Source organism: Nonomuraea sp. IBHARD001 (assembly GCF_056106265.1).
Genome location: NZ_JBWBBW010000002.1, coordinates 8,256,330 through 8,273,796 on the forward strand (window position 1 = coordinate 8,256,330; position 17,467 = coordinate 8,273,796).

21 protein-coding genes and 1 tRNA gene are annotated in these 17,467 nt (G+C 69.4%); 9 read left to right on the plus strand and 13 right to left on the minus strand.

Annotated features, from left to right (window positions below; all coding sequences use genetic code 11):
• Positions 1-37: 37 nt before the first annotated feature.
• A complete protein-coding gene (locus ACTWNK_RS39205) occupies positions 38-781 on the minus strand; it encodes a siderophore-interacting protein (protein ID WP_474309988.1) in 744 nt (247 codons plus the stop codon).
• A 105-nt stretch (positions 782-886) separates the two neighbouring features.
• Here ACTWNK_RS39205 and ACTWNK_RS39210 point away from each other — a divergent pair, with 105 nt between their 5' ends.
• Complete coding sequence (locus ACTWNK_RS39210; protein ID WP_474309989.1) at positions 887-1,585, plus strand: TetR/AcrR family transcriptional regulator; 699 nt, start codon at positions 887-889, stop codon at positions 1,583-1,585.
• A gap of 4 nt (positions 1,586-1,589) precedes the next feature.
• Here ACTWNK_RS39210 and ACTWNK_RS39215 read toward each other — a convergent pair whose 3' ends face one another.
• On the minus strand, positions 1,590-1,838 hold the full coding sequence (locus ACTWNK_RS39215) for a hypothetical protein (protein WP_474309990.1): 249 nt from the start codon (positions 1,836-1,838) through the stop codon (positions 1,590-1,592).
• 317 nt (positions 1,839-2,155) lie between these two features.
• Between ACTWNK_RS39215 and ACTWNK_RS39220 the strand changes: the two genes are divergently transcribed.
• The 3 genes from ACTWNK_RS39220 to ACTWNK_RS39230 all read left to right on the plus strand — a co-directional run bounded on the left by ACTWNK_RS39220 (position 2,156) and on the right by ACTWNK_RS39230 (position 4,831).
• Complete coding sequence (locus ACTWNK_RS39220) at positions 2,156-2,347, plus strand: hypothetical protein (RefSeq protein ID WP_474309991.1); 192 nt, start codon at positions 2,156-2,158, stop codon at positions 2,345-2,347.
• Between the two features lie 44 nt (positions 2,348-2,391).
• On the plus strand, positions 2,392-3,489 hold the full coding sequence (locus ACTWNK_RS39225) for an epoxide hydrolase family protein (RefSeq protein ID WP_474309992.1): 1,098 nt from the start codon (positions 2,392-2,394) through the stop codon (positions 3,487-3,489).
• A 166-nt stretch (positions 3,490-3,655) separates the two neighbouring features.
• The gene (locus tag ACTWNK_RS39230) at positions 3,656-4,831 is read left to right on the plus strand and encodes a serine hydrolase domain-containing protein (protein WP_474309993.1); all 1,176 of its coding nucleotides are present in this window, start codon (positions 3,656-3,658) and stop codon (positions 4,829-4,831) included.
• Here ACTWNK_RS39230 and ACTWNK_RS39235 read toward each other — a convergent pair.
• The gene (locus ACTWNK_RS39235) at positions 4,812-5,063 is read right to left on the minus strand and encodes a hypothetical protein (RefSeq protein WP_474309994.1); all 252 of its coding nucleotides are present in this window, start codon (positions 5,061-5,063) and stop codon (positions 4,812-4,814) included. The two genes, ACTWNK_RS39230 and ACTWNK_RS39235, sit on opposite strands and share 20 nt — an antisense overlap.
• A 434-nt stretch (positions 5,064-5,497) precedes the next feature.
• On the opposite strand from ACTWNK_RS39235, the gene ACTWNK_RS39240 reads away from it, so the two are divergent.
• Positions 5,498-5,809 carry a hypothetical protein gene (locus ACTWNK_RS39240; protein WP_474309995.1) on the plus strand — a complete coding sequence of 104 codons (312 nt, stop codon included), beginning with the start codon at positions 5,498-5,500 and terminating at the stop codon, positions 5,807-5,809.
• Between the two features lie 95 nt (positions 5,810-5,904).
• Here the strand turns inward: ACTWNK_RS39240 and ACTWNK_RS39245 are convergent, their stop codons facing one another.
• Positions 5,905-6,294 (minus strand): hypothetical protein, encoded by a 390-nt coding sequence (locus tag ACTWNK_RS39245; RefSeq protein ID WP_474309996.1) that lies wholly within the window; start codon positions 6,292-6,294, stop codon positions 5,905-5,907.
• Positions 6,295-6,344: 50 nt separating this feature from the next.
• On the opposite strand from ACTWNK_RS39245, the gene ACTWNK_RS39250 reads away from it, so the two are divergent.
• Complete coding sequence (locus tag ACTWNK_RS39250) at positions 6,345-6,515, plus strand: hypothetical protein (protein WP_474309997.1); 171 nt, start codon at positions 6,345-6,347, stop codon at positions 6,513-6,515.
• A 31-nt stretch (positions 6,516-6,546) separates the two neighbouring features.
• Here ACTWNK_RS39250 and ACTWNK_RS39255 read toward each other — a convergent pair.
• The 7 genes from ACTWNK_RS39255 to galU form a co-directional block, all read right to left on the minus strand.
• A tRNA-Ala gene (locus ACTWNK_RS39255) sits at positions 6,547-6,620 on the minus strand.
• Between the two features lie 44 nt (positions 6,621-6,664).
• Positions 6,665-7,321 (minus strand): divisome protein SepX/GlpR, encoded by a 657-nt coding sequence (sepX, locus tag ACTWNK_RS39260; RefSeq protein ID WP_474311125.1) that lies wholly within the window; start codon positions 7,319-7,321, stop codon positions 6,665-6,667.
• A 133-nt stretch (positions 7,322-7,454) separates the two neighbouring features.
• A complete protein-coding gene (locus ACTWNK_RS39265; protein ID WP_474309998.1) occupies positions 7,455-8,090 on the minus strand; it encodes a GNAT family N-acetyltransferase in 636 nt (211 codons plus the stop codon).
• A gap of 39 nt (positions 8,091-8,129) precedes the next feature.
• Positions 8,130-8,606 carry a MogA/MoaB family molybdenum cofactor biosynthesis protein gene (locus ACTWNK_RS39270; protein ID WP_474309999.1) on the minus strand — a complete coding sequence of 159 codons (477 nt, stop codon included), beginning with the start codon at positions 8,604-8,606 and terminating at the stop codon, positions 8,130-8,132.
• A 149-nt stretch (positions 8,607-8,755) separates the two neighbouring features.
• Entirely contained in the window at positions 8,756-9,229 is a 474-nt protein-coding gene (moaC, locus tag ACTWNK_RS39275) for a cyclic pyranopterin monophosphate synthase MoaC (protein ID WP_474310000.1), read from the minus strand.
• Positions 9,226-10,413, minus strand: a complete 1,188-nt coding sequence (gene glp / locus ACTWNK_RS39280) for a molybdotransferase-like divisome protein Glp (RefSeq protein ID WP_474311126.1) — start codon at positions 10,411-10,413, stop codon at positions 9,226-9,228. The genes moaC and glp overlap by 4 nt, the downstream gene beginning before the upstream one ends.
• Positions 10,413-11,312, minus strand: a complete 900-nt coding sequence (gene galU / locus ACTWNK_RS39285) for a UTP--glucose-1-phosphate uridylyltransferase GalU (RefSeq protein WP_474310001.1) — start codon at positions 11,310-11,312, stop codon at positions 10,413-10,415. The genes glp and galU overlap by 1 nt, the downstream gene beginning before the upstream one ends.
• A 25-nt stretch (positions 11,313-11,337) precedes the next feature.
• Between galU and ACTWNK_RS39290 the strand changes: the two genes are divergently transcribed.
• Positions 11,338-11,916, plus strand: coding sequence for a 5-formyltetrahydrofolate cyclo-ligase (locus ACTWNK_RS39290; RefSeq protein WP_474310002.1), 579 nt, complete (start codon positions 11,338-11,340; stop codon positions 11,914-11,916).
• On the opposite strand, the gene ACTWNK_RS39295 is transcribed toward ACTWNK_RS39290, so the two are convergent.
• Positions 11,913-12,863, minus strand: coding sequence for an LCP family protein (locus tag ACTWNK_RS39295; protein WP_474310003.1), 951 nt, complete (start codon positions 12,861-12,863; stop codon positions 11,913-11,915). The two genes, ACTWNK_RS39290 and ACTWNK_RS39295, sit on opposite strands and share 4 nt — an antisense overlap.
• Before the next feature lie 83 nt (positions 12,864-12,946).
• Here ACTWNK_RS39295 and ACTWNK_RS39300 point away from each other — a divergent pair, with 83 nt between their 5' ends.
• On the plus strand, positions 12,947-14,452 hold the full coding sequence (locus ACTWNK_RS39300) for a potassium/proton antiporter (RefSeq protein ID WP_474310004.1): 1,506 nt from the start codon (positions 12,947-12,949) through the stop codon (positions 14,450-14,452).
• Between the two features lie 84 nt (positions 14,453-14,536).
• Positions 14,537-14,839 (plus strand): FmdB family zinc ribbon protein, encoded by a 303-nt coding sequence (locus ACTWNK_RS39305; RefSeq protein ID WP_474310005.1) that lies wholly within the window; start codon positions 14,537-14,539, stop codon positions 14,837-14,839.
• Positions 14,840-14,850: 11 nt separating this feature from the next.
• On the opposite strand, the gene ACTWNK_RS39310 is transcribed toward ACTWNK_RS39305, so the two are convergent.
• A complete protein-coding gene (locus ACTWNK_RS39310; RefSeq protein ID WP_474310006.1) occupies positions 14,851-16,893 on the minus strand; it encodes an MDR family MFS transporter in 2,043 nt (680 codons plus the stop codon).
• Between the last annotated feature and the right edge of the window lie 574 nt (positions 16,894-17,467).

Sequence of the window (17,467 nt, forward strand, 5' to 3'; positions counted from 1 at the left end):
GACACAACGCCCATTCCCGTGCCACACGTTCCAACGGTCAGTGCAGCCCGCGCTTGCCCGGTGTCCAGAACGGCTTGACCTTGATGCCGTGCCGAGGCCAGTTGCGTTCACGGACCAGGAAGTCGCGGACCAGCTGACACGTCCTCGCCTCGCCCGCCACATACGCGGCTCCCGCATTGCCCGGCAGGTCGAGCCCGGCCAGCGCCGCCAGCAGCACGGGCGAGGAGGCGGCGGGCGCGCCGTGCCGATGCACCCGGCGCACGGGCCGCTCCCCGGGCATCGGCAGGTCGTGCTCGGGCGCCTCACTCTCCAGTACGGCATGCACCTCGGCCTCGGGGCCCAGCGCGCGGATCATCGGCCCGAAGGCTGCGGACGCGGTCTCCTCGCCGATGAACACGTGGTAGGCCGCCTCCCGGGTGAAGAAATCGCCCTGCGCCCACCAGAACGTCACCGCGTCACCCGCCCGCGCCTCCCGCGCCCACCTCAGCCCGATGCCCTCCCCCTCGTACAGGTGCACACGCAACTCCACGGCCGTCCGCTCGGCCGAGAGCTCCCAGATCGTGTACGTACGCAGGGTTTCGACCGGTCGCAGGATGCCCGACAGCGACAGCGGGTCCTTGATCTGGATACGGATGTGCTGCCCGGGTGTGTACGGAAAGCCGATCGGCCGTTCGGTCTCCAGCCTGATCCGGAGCATCGACGGTGTGACCGGCTCGGCATGGGTGATCGTCGCGTCCGTGGCGTACTTGCCGAAGACCCCGGCGAGCGGATTGCGTGGCATGACCCCATCTCCTTAGTAGCTCTAAACCTCCTTAGAGGCATTAAGGAAACATAGATAGTCTAGGATGTCAATGCCGCGACGTACCCGGACGACAGGGAGCCGACGATGTCCACCACCCGGCGGGAGAGGCTGCGCCAGGCCACCCTGGAGGAGATCCAGGCGGCGGTACGCAGGCTGCTGGTCACCCAGGGATCGGCCGCGGTGACGATCAATGCGGTGGCCCGCGAGGTGGGGATGAGCGGGCCCGCCCTCTACCACTACTACGCCGGGCACGACGAGCTGGTCGGCGCCGCGACCGCCGTCTTCTTCCGTGAGCTCGCCGCCACGATGGAGCAGGCCCGCGACGCACGCGCCGACGCCTCCGTCGGCGAACGCCTGCTGGCCGCCTGCCGTGCCATGCGCGCCTGGGCGGTCGCCAACCCCGCCGAGTTCGGCTGGATCTTCGCCAGCCCCATCCCCCCGGGCGACCGGCGTCCCGGCTCCCCCCGCCACCAGGCCGCCCTGGGCTTCGAACACGTCCTGCTCGACCTGACCGTCGAGCTCTGGCGGACCCGCGGCTTCCCCGTACCCGCCCTGTCCGACCTGCCCGCCTCGTTGCGCCAGCAGCTCACCGCGTACTGCGCCACCGTCGACGACCGCCTCCCGCCCCAGGCCGTCCACGTCTTCCTGACCTGCTGGACCAGGCTCTACGGCCTGCTGTGCATGGAGGTGCTGCACCAGCTGGACTTCGCCTACTCCGACCTCGAACCGGTCTACGAGGAATGCCTGCGCGACCTGTCCCGCATGCTCGCCCTCGACGCGTAGCCGCTCAGCCCTGCCAGGGGGTCGCGCCCTCCCAGACGGCGTCGAAGCTGGCGACATAGGTGCCGGCCATGTCGCCGCCCCGCAGCCGGCGTAGGTGCATGACCGGCGCGTCGGCCGCGAACCGGCCGTACACATGGGTGTTCACCAGCAGCTGGTCGTCGGCCCGGTAGATCGAGTTGTACAGGACCGTGTCGTGCAGCCGGATCTGCATGCCTTCGACCTGGCGTAACGCCCGGTAGAGCACCATCGCCATCCGGATCTGCGCCGCCGTACCCTCGTCGGTGCCCGTGTCGTGCCTGGCGACATGACGGCCCTCCGGATCGCCGAGCAGAAAGCGACTCGCCCGCCTCCAGGAGGGCTACCCGCAAGCGCTCGTTGGCCATCTCACCTGCCCGCACGTAGGGACGTCCAGGGACTTCTCCATCGTAGGGCGGACGTCCCGGACATGTCCCGTCATGCGGTGATCTCGTCCCGGGCTCCCGGAGCACTCTCGGTATCGCGGCCGAGAGGAGATCGACCCGCCTCCCGGACGCCCTCCCGTCCCCGCCGTGCCCACGAGGAGCGCAGCGCATGTTCCTGATCATCTCGCTGGCCGGGCTGCTGCTCGGCCTGGCCGCGGTGACGACGGTCGCCGTGGCGGTGCTCGTCATGAAGCGCGACGACAAGCACCGCACGCCACTACGCCCCGAGGACCCCACGCCGCTGACCAGGCTGTCCCGCCGGGCCCTCGGCCTGCACATCACCGACCATCGAACCCACTGACCGCCGCCGGAGCCGCGGACGGACGGTGCGGATAATGGTGCCGCATGCAGCCCTTTGTGATCGACGTGCCAGAGCATGTGCTCGACGACCTGCGGACGCGCCTGGCGCGTACCCGCTACACCACGGCCACCGACCGCGTGCCGTGGCAGGCCGGGGCCGACCCGGACGACCTGCGCTCCTTGGTCGCCCATTGGGCCGACGGCTTCGAGTGGCGCCGGGCGGAGGCCAGGCTGAACGCCTACCCGCAGTACCTGGCCGAGATTGACGGCCGGAAGGTGCACTTCGTCCACATGCGGTCGCCGCGTCGCGGGGCGATGCCGCTGATCCTCACGCACGGCTGGCCGAGTTGCTTCGCGGAGATGCTGGGCGTGGCCGATCGGCTGGCCGCCGAGTTCGATGTGGTCGTCCCGTCGCTGCCCGGATTCGGGTACTCCGAGGCGCCCGACGTGCCTGTGACCGCACGGCAGATCGCCACGACCTGGCAGCACCTGATGACCACGACACTCGGGTACCAGCGGTACGGGGCGTTCGGCGGGGACATCGGGGGAAGTGTCACCCAATGGCTCGGCGCCCTGTACCCCGGCAGTGTGGCCGGGATCCAGATGACCTCCGGCGGCCTCACCTCCGGCCTCGACCCCGCGGACCTCGAACCGGACGAACTGGCCTACCTCGCTGCCGAACGCGCCTACGACGCCCGGGACGGCGGCTACAGCGCGATCATGGGTACCCGTCCCGACACCATCGCCGCGGCGCTCGCCGACTCCCCCGCAGGACTGCTGGCCTGGATCGCCGACAAGTACCGCGACTGGAGCGACTGCGGCGGCGACCTCGCCACCCGATGGAACGCCGACGACCTGCTCACCGTGGCCACCCTCTACTGGGCCACCGAGAGCATCGGCTCCTCCTTCCGCGCCTACTACGACGACGCGCACACCCCGCCCCGCCCGCCGATCACCGTCCCGACCGCGATCACCCTGAGCCACGAACCCCTGATGTCCGGCTACCCGCAGAGCCTGGCCGTACGGGCCTTCCCCCACCTGCGCCACTTCGCCCGGCCCGAGCGCGGCGGGCACTTCATGTCACACGAGGAGCCCGACTACGTCGCCGAGCAGCTCCGCAGCTTCTTCCTGCCGCTGACCTGAGACCACACGACCTGGGGGATCACCCGAACACCCCTCAAGGCTCTCCCCGTACGGCGAGCCAGGGGTGCTTCAGGGTCTGACCTGGGGTGATCCCCGGCGAAATGCGGCGACCGATTCGACAGACTTGGGCGCAGTTGATCACCGCCATATGAGTGGAGTTACCCCCATGCGTCGTCTTGCGGCCCTTTCTCTTGCCACCGCCGTCGTGGCCTTCGGCATCGCCGCCCCCGCGCAGGCCGCCACCGGCCTGGACCGCGCCGCCCTGCGCAAGGCGGTCGCCGTGCAACCCTCCGACGGCGCCGCCGGAGTGGTGGCCCAGGTGCATCGCCAGGGTGAAACGTGGCGGGGCGCGTCGGGTGATGTCGTCACCGGCAGGCCGGTCAGCCCCGACGCGCATTTCCGGATCGGCAGTGTCAGCAAGGCGGTGGACGCGGTCATCGTGCTTCAGCTTGCCGCCGAAGGGCGGATCGACCTGGACAAGAGCGTGCAGCACTACCTGCCGGGACTGCTGCCGCAGGACCGCTTCCCCGACGCCATCACCGTGCGGCAGTTGCTGAACCACACCAGCGGCCTGCCCCGCGACTTCGAAGGCGCCCCGGCGACCTCCCCCGACGACGACATCGAACGCCGCCTGGACTACCTCCCCTTCGACCAGGTGATCCGGCAGACGCTCCACCCCGTGGGCCGACCGGCTCCCGGCCCGCGCTTCCGGCCCGGCACCCGGCAGGAGTACAACTCCTTCGGCTACCGGATCGCCGGAAAACTCGTCGAGGAGATCACCGCACACCCGTACCAGTACGAGGTGCGCTCGCGCGTCCTCAGGCCGCTGAAACTGCGCGAGACCAGGGTGACGCCGCCCGGTGCGGCCACCCGCCTGCCCCGGCCGTACCTGCCCGGCTACCAGCAGCGGAGCGACGGCAAGCTGGTGGACGTCAACGTGCAGGGCGGACTGCCCTCCAGCCTGACCTCGACCACCGCCGACCTGGACAGGTTCATCACCGCCCTGTTCGACGGCAGGCTGCTGCGTCCGGCGCAGCTCGCGGAACTGTTCGCCGTGCCGAACGGCCCTGACGGCAAGCCGCTGCCCTACGCCGACGACACCAACTGCAACGCCGGGCCCGGCAAGGGCACCGCCTGCTTCAGCGTCGGCCTGAGGTACGTGCCACTGCCCGACGGCTCCCTCCTATGGGGCAAGACCGGCTCCGACCCCGGGTACCGCACCGGCATCTTCGCCTCCCGCGACCTGTCCCGGCGCGTGATCTACTCGGTGGGCGCCACGGCCTCCATCGACAGCATCCCCGCAGTGGTCCAGCGCCTGGCCTTCACCGCCTTCGCCAACTGAGCCCCCGAAAGGCCACCGTCGCCTTCGGCTCAGCCGAGTTCCAGTCGGCGGCGGCCCGCATGGACCTGCCGTACCAGTCCAGGAAGGGGACCGGCTCGGTCCAGCCGCCGTACAGGTGGCCGGTGGCCTTCACCTCCACCCACGGAGCCGAAGGCCACCAGTACATGTCCCTCGCCCGGCCCAGTTCGGTGAGCCAGACCGTTCCGGCGAACTCGCCATTCATCGCGATCATGCTGATCCAGCTGCATCCGTGCCCGTGCAGGAGCATCGTGCCAGGGGCGGGCTTGTCGAAGTACAGAATGGGCTCCTCCCCTCCACGCGCAAGATCAGGCAGCCGCCGGAGATCGCCCTCACCCAACGGAAACCCCTGCCAGGAATACGCTGCCCACTCCGGCTCTTCGAGGAAGCGCCGCCGTTCCCTCAGGGTCTCCTCGCTCATCCACTCCAGATCCAGCACGAAGCCGGGCGCGACGCCAACACCGATGGCAAGATCGTTGATCGCATGATTTCCTCCAGGAGTCGGGCCTGGTCTTTCCCTTGGAACGACAAGGCCCCGTCGACTTCGGTCCGGCCGTTTCGAGAACGGCCCTGGGCGGGGTGTTCCCGAGTTGATTAGGCGTCCCCCGAATCGTTGCCGCCCTTCTGGTGCGCTGTTGAGCTTGGCCCATGAAAAAGCTTCTGACGCGCAGCGCACTGCTCCTGGCCTGCCTCGGCTCGCCCCTGATGATTCCCGCCACCGCCGCCCAGGCCGCGCCGTACGACTGCACGAAGGACGGTTCCGACGGCTTCGGCTGGGCCCGGTGCGAGTACGGCGGCGGCCATGTCCGCGTGCGCATCCAATGCAGTGACGGAGAACTGTTCGGCGACTGGACGGTGGAGTGGGGCCCCTGGGTCGGGCCTCGCGAGTACTCCCGGGCCTGGTGCCCGTGGCATCTGCCCTATCTCGAGGACGTCCGCTACAACGTCACCGACTACTGAGCCGGAGACTGGGACGCGTGCGGCAGGCCAGAGGCTGAATTCCCGAGAATCGGAGTTCGCAGGGTTCGGCCTCGCCTCCGGCGATCGGGCGCCCGTCAGCTCCCCACCCGTTCCACCCGTTCCACCCGTTCCAGCGGGTCCAGGCAGAGCCAGAAGCCGTCCACTCCCACCTCGGCCAGCACCACGTGACGGCCGGTGTCGGACTCGTGCGCACGGAACTCCACCGCCACCAGATCGTCCTCCCCCTGATCCTCCTCGTCGTCGTCGATCAGGCGGAGCCGTAGGACGGCCTCGCCCTCCATCCGCCAGCGGAACGCCAGCCTCTCCTCGCCGCGAAGGGCCGAGTGGTGGCGCAGCTCGCCCGTGCCGTCGGCGGCGAAGACGACCTCGTCGCCGAACAACACCCCCGCCGTCCCGTTCGCCGAACGCCAGCGACCGACCAACTGCCCCGAGCTCCGGCCCGCGTCCGTGGTTCCATCTGCCAACGACGCCTCCGCAGGGGGGTGTTCAACCAAGCGTTCTTCCACCGCTCTACATGGACACCACCGCCAACGGCGATCCCCCGCAGATCAGAGGCGACCAGCCGACCGCCCCCATCGCCCCGATCCTCTACGCCAGACGAGGCGGAAAACACAACGGCGGCGATGTCTTCACAGACATCACCGCCGCTACGCACGTCTCGGAGCTCCTCGAAACCGCCCTATGAGCAGGACGGTGTTCGAGCAACACCACTTGGGTGGAGGCGAGGGGATTCGAACCCCTGACCCCTTCGATGCGAACGAAGTGCGCTACCGGACTGCGCTACGCCCCCAAGGACTTGACCAGATTAGCAGCCCCGCGCACCTCCTCGCGCCATCAGTCGCCCACCGCACGGCGTTGCGGCTCGGCGTACTGGTCGAAGAGGATCTCCTCCCGGGTCTGGAAGGCGATGATCTCGGCCTCGGCTGCCTGGGAGGCGGCCAGGGCCTCGGCGGCGAGCTGACGGGCGCGGATGCGCTTGTCGCGTTCCCGGCGGGCGGCCTGGGCGCGTTGACGGCGGTCGCGGTCGACGCTGACGGCGATGCGCAGCACGGTGAGGTGCGCGACGAGCAGCAGGCAGGCCGGAGCGATCGCCCACCATGGGATGATCTTCACAGCGGCGGTGACGACCGAGGCCAGGACCAGCAGCCCGCAGAAGAACAGCAGACGACGCCGGCGCGCGACGATGAGCGCCCTGCGCCGCGCGCGGAGCTTGCGCAGGTCGGGCCGGGGCAGATCGGCGTCGAGGTCGACCGGCGTGTCCGCGGTCATCTGGTCGGGCGGCGAGGTGTCGTACTCGGTGTCCTCGTCGTAGGAGTCGACCGGGTCCGGCACGGGAGCCATCAGGCCGCGGAGCGCGGCGATGGAGTGCTCACCGGTTTCGGCCTGGTAGTACTCCTCCTCCAGCTCGGCCAGATCGCTCCTGTCTCGCCGTAGCCACATCGGCACAAGGACGCAGAGCCACATGACGATGATGGCGAGGTACAGCACCACGCTGCTCAAGGCCACCTCCGGGCAGCATGAAAACGCCTAGGGACTGGTGGCGTCTTCAATGTGCTCACGTCACGCACCGTAAGACCGCGTGTCACTGATTGACGAGCATTCGGTGCGGTGTGTCGCGAGATCGTCAAACCTCTTCATGCGGACTGCCCGCTGACTCATGGGTCCGGCGCCACTGTGCGAGCAGTCCCCGAGGGATGTCCTCGACGGTCAGCGCGTAGCAGATGTGATCACGCCAGGCCCCGTCGATATGAAGCTGACGACGCCGGATTCCTTCTTCCCTGAAACCCAGCTTCTCAACCACACGACGGCTCGCGTGATTCTCGGGACGGATGTTGGCCTCGACCCGATGCAGCCCGGTGATGAAGAAACAGTGGTCGACGGCCATCGCCAGCGCGGTGGGCGTGATGCCGCGCCCAGCGAGCGCCCCGTCGATCCAGTAGCCGACCTGGGCCGACCGCGCCGAGCCCCAGACCATGGCCCCGATGGTGAGCTGTCCGGCGAATCGCCCCTCGTAGGTGACCACCCACGGCATGGCCAGCCCCTGACGCGCCTCCCTGCGCAGCGTGCCGACCATGGAGATGTAGGGCCCGAGCCCGGTCCTGAACAGCGGCGTCTCGGGATTGCTCGGCTCCCACGGCCGCAGCCAGTCGGCGTTGCGCAGCCTCGTCTCGCGCCACACGCGCACATCGCCCAGCCGTAGCGGGCGCAGGCCTACCGGCCCCTCGCTGAGGGTCACCGGCCAGCCACGAAGTCGATCCACATGCCCATCATCCCTCGTAGGGCCGTGCTGTGGCCACGTTCAACGCGGATGGTCGCCGCCGCGGATCTGGTCGACGGCGTGGGCGAGGATCGGCGCGAGTACGGCCATGCCGTCGCGTACCCCGCCTGAGGATCCCGGCAGGTTGACGATGAGCGTGTGCCCGCGCTGCCCCGCCAGACCCCGCGACAACACCGATGTGGGCACCTTGTCGCGGTTCGCCTGCCGGATGGCTTCGGCGATCCCGGGGATCTCCCGGTCCAGCAGCGGCCTGGTCATCTCGGGCGTGAGGTCCATGGGCGTGAGGCCGGTGCCCCCGGTGGTGACGATGACGTCGTAACCCTCGGTGAGCAACGCCTCGGTGACAGGCTCCCCGTCGGCCACGACCAACGGCCCGTCGACCGTGCACCCGGCCTGCTCCAGCAGCGTCGCCAGCAAGGGCCCGGAGGTGTCCGAGTAGACCCCGGCCGATGCCCGGTTGGACACGGTGACGACCAACGCCTTGATCACCCCGCTCATGACCAGGCCCAAACGCCAGTCTTGATCACCGTGCTCACGACCGGGCCCCAGGTGCCGACCCCAATCACCCTGCCCACGGCCGCCTCCATACGCTGATCCCGACCACCCTGCTCATGACCAGGTCCAGACGCCGGTCCTGATCACCGTGCTCATGACCGCCTCCAGACGCCGGTCTTGCCGCCGAGCTTCTCCTCGACCCGGACGTCGGTGATCACCGCGCCGGGGTCGACGGCCTTGACCATGTCCACGAAGGCGAGCCCGGCCACCGCGACCGCGGTCAGCGCCTCCATCTCCACCCCCGTGCGATCGGCCGTCCGCACCCTCGCGGTGATCTCCACACCCGAGTCGACGACGTCGAGGCTCACCTTCACCCCGGTCAGCGCGATGGGATGGCACAGCGGTACGAGGTCGGGCGTGCGCTTGGCCCCCATGATCCCGGCGATACGCGCCACGCCGAGCGCGTCGCCCTTGGGCACCTCGCCCGAACGCAGCAACGCGACGACCTCGGCCGAGACCAGCACCCGCCCGGTCGCCACGGCCGTGCGCACGCCGATCTCCTTGGCCGAGACGTCGACCATGCGGGCGTCGCCCGACTCGTCCAGGTGGGTGAAGGAGCCGCTCATATGCGGATCACCTGCACGGGTGAGCCCTGCGGCAGCTCGGTCAGCTCCTCGGGCACGACGATGAGACAGTTGGCCGAGGCCAGTGCGGCGAGTTGGTGCGAGCCCTGGCCGTGCAGCGGGGCGACCGTGCCGTCGGAGTACAGCGTGCCCCGCAGGAACGACCTGCGTCCCTCGGGCGAACGCACCGACGCCGTGGTCGTGGCCCGCAACGCCTCCGGCGGCCCGGCGGGCAGGCCGCGCATCTTGCGCAGCGCCGGAAGCACGAACATCAGGAACGACACGTACGACGACACCGGATTGCCGGGCAGTGCGAAGATCGGCACCTGGTCCTCGCCGACGTGCCCGAAGCCCTGCGGCATGCCGGGCTGCATCGCCACGCGTTCGAACTTCACCGTGCCGAGCGGCGACAGCGCCTCCTTGACCGGCTCGTATGCGCCCATCGAGACCCCGCCGCTGGTGATGACGGCATCGGCCCTGACCAGTTGGGCGTCGAGCGCGTCGAGGAAGGAGCCGGGGTCGTCGGCGACGATCCCGGCCCTGAACCCGTCGGCGCCCGCCTGCCGTACGGCGGCGGTGAGGGTGAAGCTGTTGGAGTCCCAGATCTGGCCGGGGGCCAGGGCGCCGCCGGGTTCGACGAGTTCCGCGCCCGTGGACAGCACCACCACACGCGGCTTCGGCCGCACCCACACCCGGCGCCTGCCGACCCCGGCGATGATGCCGAGCTGGCTGGCGCCGATCGTGGTGCCCGGCTTGAGCACGACCTCGCCCGCACGCACGTCCTCCCCGGCCCTGCGTACGGCATGACCGAGTGCGACGGGTCTGTCGATGCGGACGGTGGCGGTGCCGCCGTCGGTCCACTCGACGGGTACGACCGCGTCGGCGCCCGCGGGCAGCGGAGCGCCGGTCATGATGCGGATGGCGTGTCCCGAACCGAGTGCGCGCAGCTCCGAGTCGCCTGCCGGGATGTCGTCGATGACCGGCAGGGTGAGCGGCGCCCCCGCGACGTCGGCCGAGCGTACGGCGTAGCCGTCCATGGCCGAGTTGTCGAAGGGCGGCAGCGGGATCGAGGAGACGATCTCCTCGGCCAGCGTGGTGCCGAGCGTCGCCTCGAGCTCCAGCTCAAGGGGCGCCAGCGTGCGCACGGTGGCGAGGATCTCGGCGAGGTGTGCGTCGACGGACTTCATCATCTGTTGTCCAGGAACTCCCTCAGCCACGGCAGGAACTCCGGCGCGAGGTCGGGCCGCTCGGCGGCGAAACGCACGACCGTGCGCAGGTAGTCGAGCTTGTCGCCGGTGTCGTAGCGACGCCCCCTGAACAGCACGCCGTGCACGGGCCCGCCGTCCTCGGTGCCGCGCGCGGCCAGCGTGCGCAGCGCGTCGGTCAGCTGGATCTCGTTGCCCCTGCCGGGCGGGGTGTTCTCCAGCACCTCGAACACGGCCGGGTCGATGACGTAACGCCCGATGACCGCCCAGTTGGACGGGGCCTCGTCGACGGGCGGCTTCTCGACCAGGTCGGTGACGCGCACGACGTCGTCCTCGGCGGTGGGCGAGATGGTGGCGACGCCGTACATGGAGACCTGCTCCTTGGGGACCTCCATCAGCGCCACGACGCTGCCGCCGTAGGTGCCGCGTACCTCGATCATGCGCTTGAGCAGTTCGTCGCGGTGGTCGATGAGGTCGTCGCCGAGCAGGCAGGCGAACGGGTTGTCGCCGACGTGCTGCTTGGCGCACAGGACGGCGTGGCCGAGGCCGCGCGGCTCGCCCTGGCGGACGTAGTGGAGGGTGGCGAGGGAGGCGGGCTCACGTACCTGGGAGAGCCGTTCCTCGTCGCCCTTGGCCTCGAGCGCCTCTTCGAGCTCGAAGGCGCGGTCGAAGTGATCTTCGATGGAACGCTTGCTCTTGCCTGTCACCATGAGGACGTCGAGGAGCCCGGCGGACGCCGCCTCTTCGACGACATACTGGATCGCGGGCTTGTCGACGATCGGCAGCATCTCCTTGGGGGTCGCCTTGGTCGCCGGAAGAAACCGAGTGCCCAGACCTGCGGCGGGCACGACGGCTTTCGTCACAGGGTCGAAGTCAGCCATGGAGTAGACCCTAACGGAGGTACTTGTGGACAAGGTCACCCTGCGCCGCGAACTCGTCGCCGCGCGCGCCGCCCTCTCCCCCGACGATCGGCGGCGAAACGCGATCCAGGTGCGCGAGACGCTGCTGGACCAGCCGTGGGTGCAGATGGCCGGCCTGGTGGCCTGCTACTGGTCGATCGGCGACGAGCCGGAGACGCACGGCCTGGTGTTCGCGTTGTGGAAGCACGGCGCGACCGTGATCCTGCCCGTGCTGCGCGAGGACGACGACCTCGACTGGGCGGTCTACGACGGCCCCGACACCCTCGCGCCGGGCCGCTTCGGCGTCATGGAGCCGGTCGACACCAGGCGAGGCGTCGACACCATCCGCACGGCGGCCCTGGTGATCGTCCCCGCGCTCGCCGTCGACAGGCTCTCGGGAGTACGGCTGGGCAGGGGCGGCGGCTCCTACGACAGGGCCCTGGCCAGGGTCGGCCCGAACGTGCCCACGGTCGCCCTGCTGCACGACGGCGAACTGATCGACGACGTGCCCGCCGAGCCCCACGACCGCCCTGTGCGGCATGCGGCCCAGCCTTCGGGGATCACCAGGATCCTCCCGGCCGGCTAGTTGATCGACCCGGTCTCGTTCACACCGCCGTTGTCGTCGACGTAGGCGGACACGGTGTCACGCCTGACCGCCTCGAACAGCGACGCGGCGCCCTTCTTGTCCAGCCTGACGACGCTGGCCTTGCCGACCATGGCCGAGCCGACGTTCGGCACGGTCATGGCGACCACGCCTTGGGAGGAGCGCAGCTCCAGCGCGAGGCCGCGCAGGGTGCCGATCGACACGCCCGAGTCGACGGTGAGCGCCTTGGTCGCCTCTTCGAGGAAGTCGTTGATCTTGAAGATATTGCCGCCCTTGAGCTTGCCCGCCATCGCGCTGACCACGGCCTGCTGACGCTTGATGCGGTCGAAGTCGCCGCCGGGCAGCCCGTAGCGCTGCCTGACGAAGGCCAGCACCCGCTCGCCCTCCAGCGTGACCTTGCCCTGCGGCCAGGTGATCTTGCTGACCGAGTCGTAGGACTTCTGCGCGACGTACACCTCGATGCCGCCCACGGCCTTGGCCATGGCGCCGAACCCGGCGAAGTCGACGGCGGCGAAGTGGTCGATCCGGACGCCGCTCAGCTTCTCGACCGTGTTGATGAGCAGTTTCGGCCCGCCGTACGCGTAGGAGGCATTGATCTTGTCGTTTCCATGGCCTGCGATGGGAACGTATGAGTCGCGAGGAATGCCGACGATGAAGACTTTGGAGCGGTCCGACGGTATGTGTACCAGCATGATGGTGTCCGCACGCTGGTTGCCGCCCTGTCCGGGGCGCCGGTCGGAGCCGATCAGCAGCCAGTTCTGCGCGTCGCCCGACGATCTGCCCGGACGTCCGGCCTCGTCGGGGAAGACCTGGTCGACACGCTTGATGTTGCTGTCGTAGGAGTTCTGGCGCTCCATCACCACGGCGAACGCCCCCGCCACAGGGAGTGCGACCACAAGGGCGGCGATGATCAACACGCGGCGCTTCATCGCGACACCATAGACCGGTACCGCGAGGTCGGACTAGCCGGACAAGTAGGAGACAATGTCTCAAAAGTGAGGGAGGGGGCCGGGTGAAGCTCGACGTCTGGCTGCTTCTCGGGGCCGGCGTCGTCATTGTCGCCATCGCCTCCGTGCGTGTCGCGCACCGCAGCGGCCTGCCCAGCCTGCTGCTGTTCCTCGGCTTCGGCCTGCTGCTCGGCGAGTCCGGCATCGGCATCAGGTTCGACGACCCGCAGGTCGCCCAGCAGATCGGCCTGCTCGCCCTCGCGGTGATCCTGGCCGAAGGCGGCCTGACCACCAACTGGAACCACGTCAAGAAGGCCGTGCCCACCGCACTGTCGCTCGCCACGGTCGGCGTCGCGGTCAGCATCGGTGTCGTCGCGCTCGCCGTCCACGGCATGCTGGGCACCGAATGGCGTACGGCCCTCCTGCTCGGGGCTGTACTGGCCTCCACGGACGCCGCGGCCGTGTTCTCGGTCCTGCGCAGGCTGCCGCTGCCTTCGCGCCTTGCGGGCATCCTGGAGGCCGAGTCCGGCTTCAACGACGCGCCCACCGTGATCGTCGTGGTCCTGCTGAGCCAGGCGGGCAAGCCGATCCCCAGCCTCGGCGTGTTCGTCCGCGACGCGGCCGTCGAACTGGCGCTCGGCGCGGTCGTCGCCGCCCTCGTCGGACCCGCGGGCGCCTACGCGCTGCGGCGGGTGGCGCTGCCCGCCTCCGGCCTGTACCCGATCGCGGTGCTGGCGCTGACCGTCGTCGCCTACAGCGGCGCCGTCCTGGTGCACGGCTCCGGGTTCCTGGCCGTCTACCTGACCGCGCTCATCCTCGGCAACGCCAGGCTGCCGCACCGCCAGGCGACCAAGGGCTTCGCCGAAGGCGCGGCCTGGCTGGCGCAGATCGGCCTGTTCGTCATGCTCGGCCTGCTGGCCAGTCCCAGCGAGATGCCCGCCGCCGTCGTGCCCGGCCTCATCGCGGGCACCGTGCTCGTCCTGGTCGCCAGGCCGCTGTCCATCGTGGTCGGCTCGGCCGTCGTACGCGGGCTGCGCCTCGACCGGATCGGCTGGCGCGAGCAGGTGTTCCTGTCGTGGGCCGGCCTTCGCGGCGCGGTGCCCATCGTGCTGGCCACCATTCCGTGGGCGGCGAGCGTTCCCGGCTCGGAGTTCATCTTCAACGAGGTCTTCGTCGTCGTCATCGTGTTCACGCTGCTGCAGGGCCCGACGCTGCCGTACGTCGCCCGCGTGCTCGGCGTCGCGCGCCCCGGGGAGGCGCGTGACCTGGAGGTGGAGTCGGCGCCGCTCGAAGAGCTCGACGCCGACCTGCTGCAGATCAGGGTGCCGACCGGCTCGATGCTGCACGGCGTGGAGATCTTCGAGCTCCGCCTGCCCTCAGGCGCCGGCGTCACCTTGATCGTCCGTGACGGAACATCGTTCGTACCAGGCGATTCCACTCGCATCCGGTCGGAGGACCAACTGCTCATCGTCACCACCGCTTCCTGCCGCGACCAGGTCGAGCGCCGCATGCGCGCGGTCAGCCGCCGGGGCAAGCTGGCAGGCTGGTACGGCGAGCGCGGGACGGAATGAGAATGAGCGAGTTCGCGTTTATGCCTGTCGGCGGCTTAGCATTAGCAGTCGCCTGGGACGAGTGCCAACTTTGAGGAGGAGCGCGTGCCCACCTACCAGTACGCCTGCAACGACTGCGGTGAGCAGCTCGAGGTCGTCCAGAAGTTCTCCGACGACGCCTTGACCGTGTGCCCGAAGTGCGAGGGCAACCTGCGCAAGGTGTTCTCGGCCGTCGGCATCGTGTTCAAGGGCTCGGGCTTCTACCGCACCGACAACCGCTCTTCGTCCTCCACGACGACCACTCCGGCGACGACGTCGACCCCGGCCAAGTCGTCCGAATCGGCCCCCGCGTCGACCCCGGCCGCGGCGCCCGCCTCCACGCCGGCACCTGCGGCGACGAGCTCCTAGTCGGGCCTGCTCTAGTCGGGCTGGTCCGCGCGAGCCCCGAGCAGCTGTGGCGACAGCCTGTCGACCATCGACTTGAGCTCGGGGTTGTTGCCCCAGTCGGCCACCAGCTTGTTCAGGCCCTGCCGGCAGTGCCCGAGCAGGTCCTCGTACGCCTGCTCGCCCTCCTGGGTCAGCCGCAGCGACTGGCCGTCGGTCGAGCGCCGCAACAGCCCCTCCTCGATCAGCCGCTCGACGTACGGCCTGCCTTCGGCCTTGGTCACGTCGGCCCGGTCGGCCAGGTCTTGGCCGAGGATCCAGCCTCTGCCGCCCAGCCTGGCGATGATCCACACGCTCTGCGGCGGCAGGTCCTCAAGGCCGGCCAGCCTGCCCAGGCGCACGTAGTAGTCCCTGCGCAGGTCGCCGTCCGCCAGCCGTACCAGGCCTCGCTCGACCTCCTCCAGCGACGAGCGCTCGGCCGAGGTGGCGCCCATGCCCTCGCCGATGTCCATGGCCTTGGTCGTCTCGCGCAGTCTGTCCTCCGGGATGAACCACGACAGCAGGAACGCCACGCCCATCACCGGGACGGCCACCGTGAACACCCGTGAGATCGAGTCGGCGTACACATGCAGGAAGTCGGCCGCCAGCGCCGGAGGCAGCTTCTGGATCACCGTCGGGTCGGCCTGCACCGAGCCCGGATTGAACCCCGGCGGCAGCGGCGTCCTGGCGATCACACCCGCGATGTCGGCATTGAGCCTCGCGGTGAACACCGACCCAAGTATCGCCACCCCGAACGAGCCGCCGATCGACCTGAAGAACGTCGCGCCCGACGTCGCCACGCCGAGGTCCTCGAACCCCACGGCGTTCTGCACGACGATCACCAGCACCTGCATGACCAGGCCGAGCCCCGCGCCCAGCACGAACAGGTCGATGCTCATCGTCAGCGTCGAACTGTGCTCGTCGAGCCTGGACAGCATGTACATGCCGACGGTCGCGATGCCGGTGCCGAGAATCGGGTAGACGCGGTACTTGCCGGTCTTGGCGATGAGCTGCCCGCTCAGGATGGACATGCCCAGCATGCCGACCATCATCGGCAGCAGGTGCAGCCCCGACGTCGTCGCGCTCACGCCGTACACCACCTGCATGAACAGCGGAAGATACGTCAGCGCGCCCATCATGCCGAACCCGACGACGAACCCCACCGCCGACGACATCGCGAACACCCTCAGCCCGAACAGCCGCAAAGGCAGCACCGGCTCGGCCGCCGCCCGCTCGGCCAGCACCCACCCGCCGATCATGAGCAGCGCCGCCACGCCCAGGGCGATGATGACCGGGTCGCTCCACGGATAGGTCGTGCCTCCCCACGTCGTCAGCAGCACCAGGCACGACGTGGCCCCGCCCAGCAGCACGATGCCCGCATAGTCGATCTTGTGCTTGGTGCGCTTGGAGCTGTTCGGCAGCACGGCGACGATGACGACGAGCGCCAGCACGCCGATCGGCAGGTTGATGTAGAACACCCAGTGCCAGGACAGATGGTCGACGAACAGCCCGCCGAGCAGCGGTCCGACGATGCTGGACACCGCGAACACACCACCGAAGAACCCCTGGTACTTGCCCCGCTCCCTGGCCGAGACCACGTCCCCGACGATCGCCTGCGCCAGCACCATGAGCCCGCCGCCGCCGAGCCCCTGGATCGACCTGAACGCAATCAACTGCCCCATGTCCTGCGCGAGCCCGCACAACGCCGACCCCGCCAGGAAGATGACGATCGCCGCGATGAAGAGCCCCTTGCGCCCGTACTGGTCGCCCAGCTTGCCCCAGAGCGGCGTGGAGACCGTCGAGGCCAGCAGGTACCCGGTCACCACCCACGACAGCTGCTCCAGGCCGCCCAGGTCGCTGACGATGGTCGGGAGCGCCGTCGACACGATCGTCTGGTCGAGAGCGGCGAGCAGCATGCCGAGCATGAGCGCGATGATGATCAGCAGCAGCCCGCGCTGATGCTCCTCCGGCTGGACCGGATGACCGTCGGGTCGCCGCCCGGCCGGTGAACCACCGCCGCCCGTCGTGCTGTTGGCCATAGCGCTCCCCCGAGATGCTCGTGCCCGTAGAGGGAGCATACCCATCGTAATCGGAGCATCACGGAGGGGAGGGGATCTTCTGGGCGGATGGTGTATGTGTGTGGTTCGCCCTTCGCCCTTCGCCCTTCGCCCTTCGCCCTTCGCCCTTCGCCCTTCGCCCTTCGCCCTTCGCCCTTCGCCCTTCGCCCTTCGCCCTTCGCCCTTCGCCCTTCGCCCTTCGCCCTTCGCCCTTCGCCCTTCGCCCTTCGCCCTTCGCCCTTCGCCCTTCGCCCTTCGCCCTTCGCCCTTCGCCCTTCGCCCTTCGCCCTTCGCCCTTCGCCCTTCGCCCTTCGCCCTTCGCCCTTCGCCCTTCGCCCTTCGCCCTTCGCCCTTCGCCCTTCGCCCTTCGCCCTTCGCCCTTCGCCCTTCGCCCTTCGCCCTTCGCCGGGGAGTTTCGCGCTTTCCGGCCGGAAGGTCGGCCGCTTTTTCCGGATTTATCAGCATTCAGCAAGACCAGCCCCAGCAATTCCCGCCCCCTTCACCCACCCCCTCCCTCTGCACCCCACCCCACCCCCGCGACCACGCCAATCCACAG

Bases quoted from the DNA above. Each gene is read 5' to 3' on its own strand.
- ACTWNK_RS39205 (WP_474309988.1), bottom strand. From the start codon at position 781: ATGCCACGCAATCCGCTCGCCGGGGTCTTCGGCAAGTACGCCACGGAC.
- ACTWNK_RS39210 (WP_474309989.1), top strand. From the start codon at position 887: ATGTCCACCACCCGGCGGGAGAGGCTGCGCCAGGCCACCCTGGAGGAG.
- ACTWNK_RS39215 (WP_474309990.1), bottom strand. From the start codon at position 1,838: ATGGCGATGGTGCTCTACCGGGCGTTACGCCAGGTCGAAGGCATGCAG.
- ACTWNK_RS39220 (WP_474309991.1), top strand. From the start codon at position 2,156: ATGTTCCTGATCATCTCGCTGGCCGGGCTGCTGCTCGGCCTGGCCGCG.
- ACTWNK_RS39225 (WP_474309992.1), top strand. From the start codon at position 2,392: ATGCAGCCCTTTGTGATCGACGTGCCAGAGCATGTGCTCGACGACCTG.
- ACTWNK_RS39230 (WP_474309993.1), top strand. From the start codon at position 3,656: ATGCGTCGTCTTGCGGCCCTTTCTCTTGCCACCGCCGTCGTGGCCTTC.
- ACTWNK_RS39235 (WP_474309994.1), bottom strand. From the start codon at position 5,063: ATGATCGCGATGAATGGCGAGTTCGCCGGAACGGTCTGGCTCACCGAA.
- ACTWNK_RS39240 (WP_474309995.1), top strand. From the start codon at position 5,498: ATGAAAAAGCTTCTGACGCGCAGCGCACTGCTCCTGGCCTGCCTCGGC.
- ACTWNK_RS39250 (WP_474309997.1), top strand. From the start codon at position 6,345: ATGGACACCACCGCCAACGGCGATCCCCCGCAGATCAGAGGCGACCAG.
- ACTWNK_RS39270 (WP_474309999.1), bottom strand. From the start codon at position 8,606: ATGAGCGGGGTGATCAAGGCGTTGGTCGTCACCGTGTCCAACCGGGCA.
- moaC (WP_474310000.1), bottom strand. From the start codon at position 9,229: ATGAGCGGCTCCTTCACCCACCTGGACGAGTCGGGCGACGCCCGCATG.
- glp (WP_474311126.1), bottom strand. From the start codon at position 10,413: ATGAAGTCCGTCGACGCACACCTCGCCGAGATCCTCGCCACCGTGCGC.
- galU (WP_474310001.1), bottom strand. From the start codon at position 11,312: ATGGCTGACTTCGACCCTGTGACGAAAGCCGTCGTGCCCGCCGCAGGT.
- ACTWNK_RS39295 (WP_474310003.1), bottom strand. From the start codon at position 12,863: ATGAAGCGCCGCGTGTTGATCATCGCCGCCCTTGTGGTCGCACTCCCT.
- ACTWNK_RS39310 (WP_474310006.1), bottom strand. From the start codon at position 16,893: ATGGCCAACAGCACGACGGGCGGCGGTGGTTCACCGGCCGGGCGGCGA.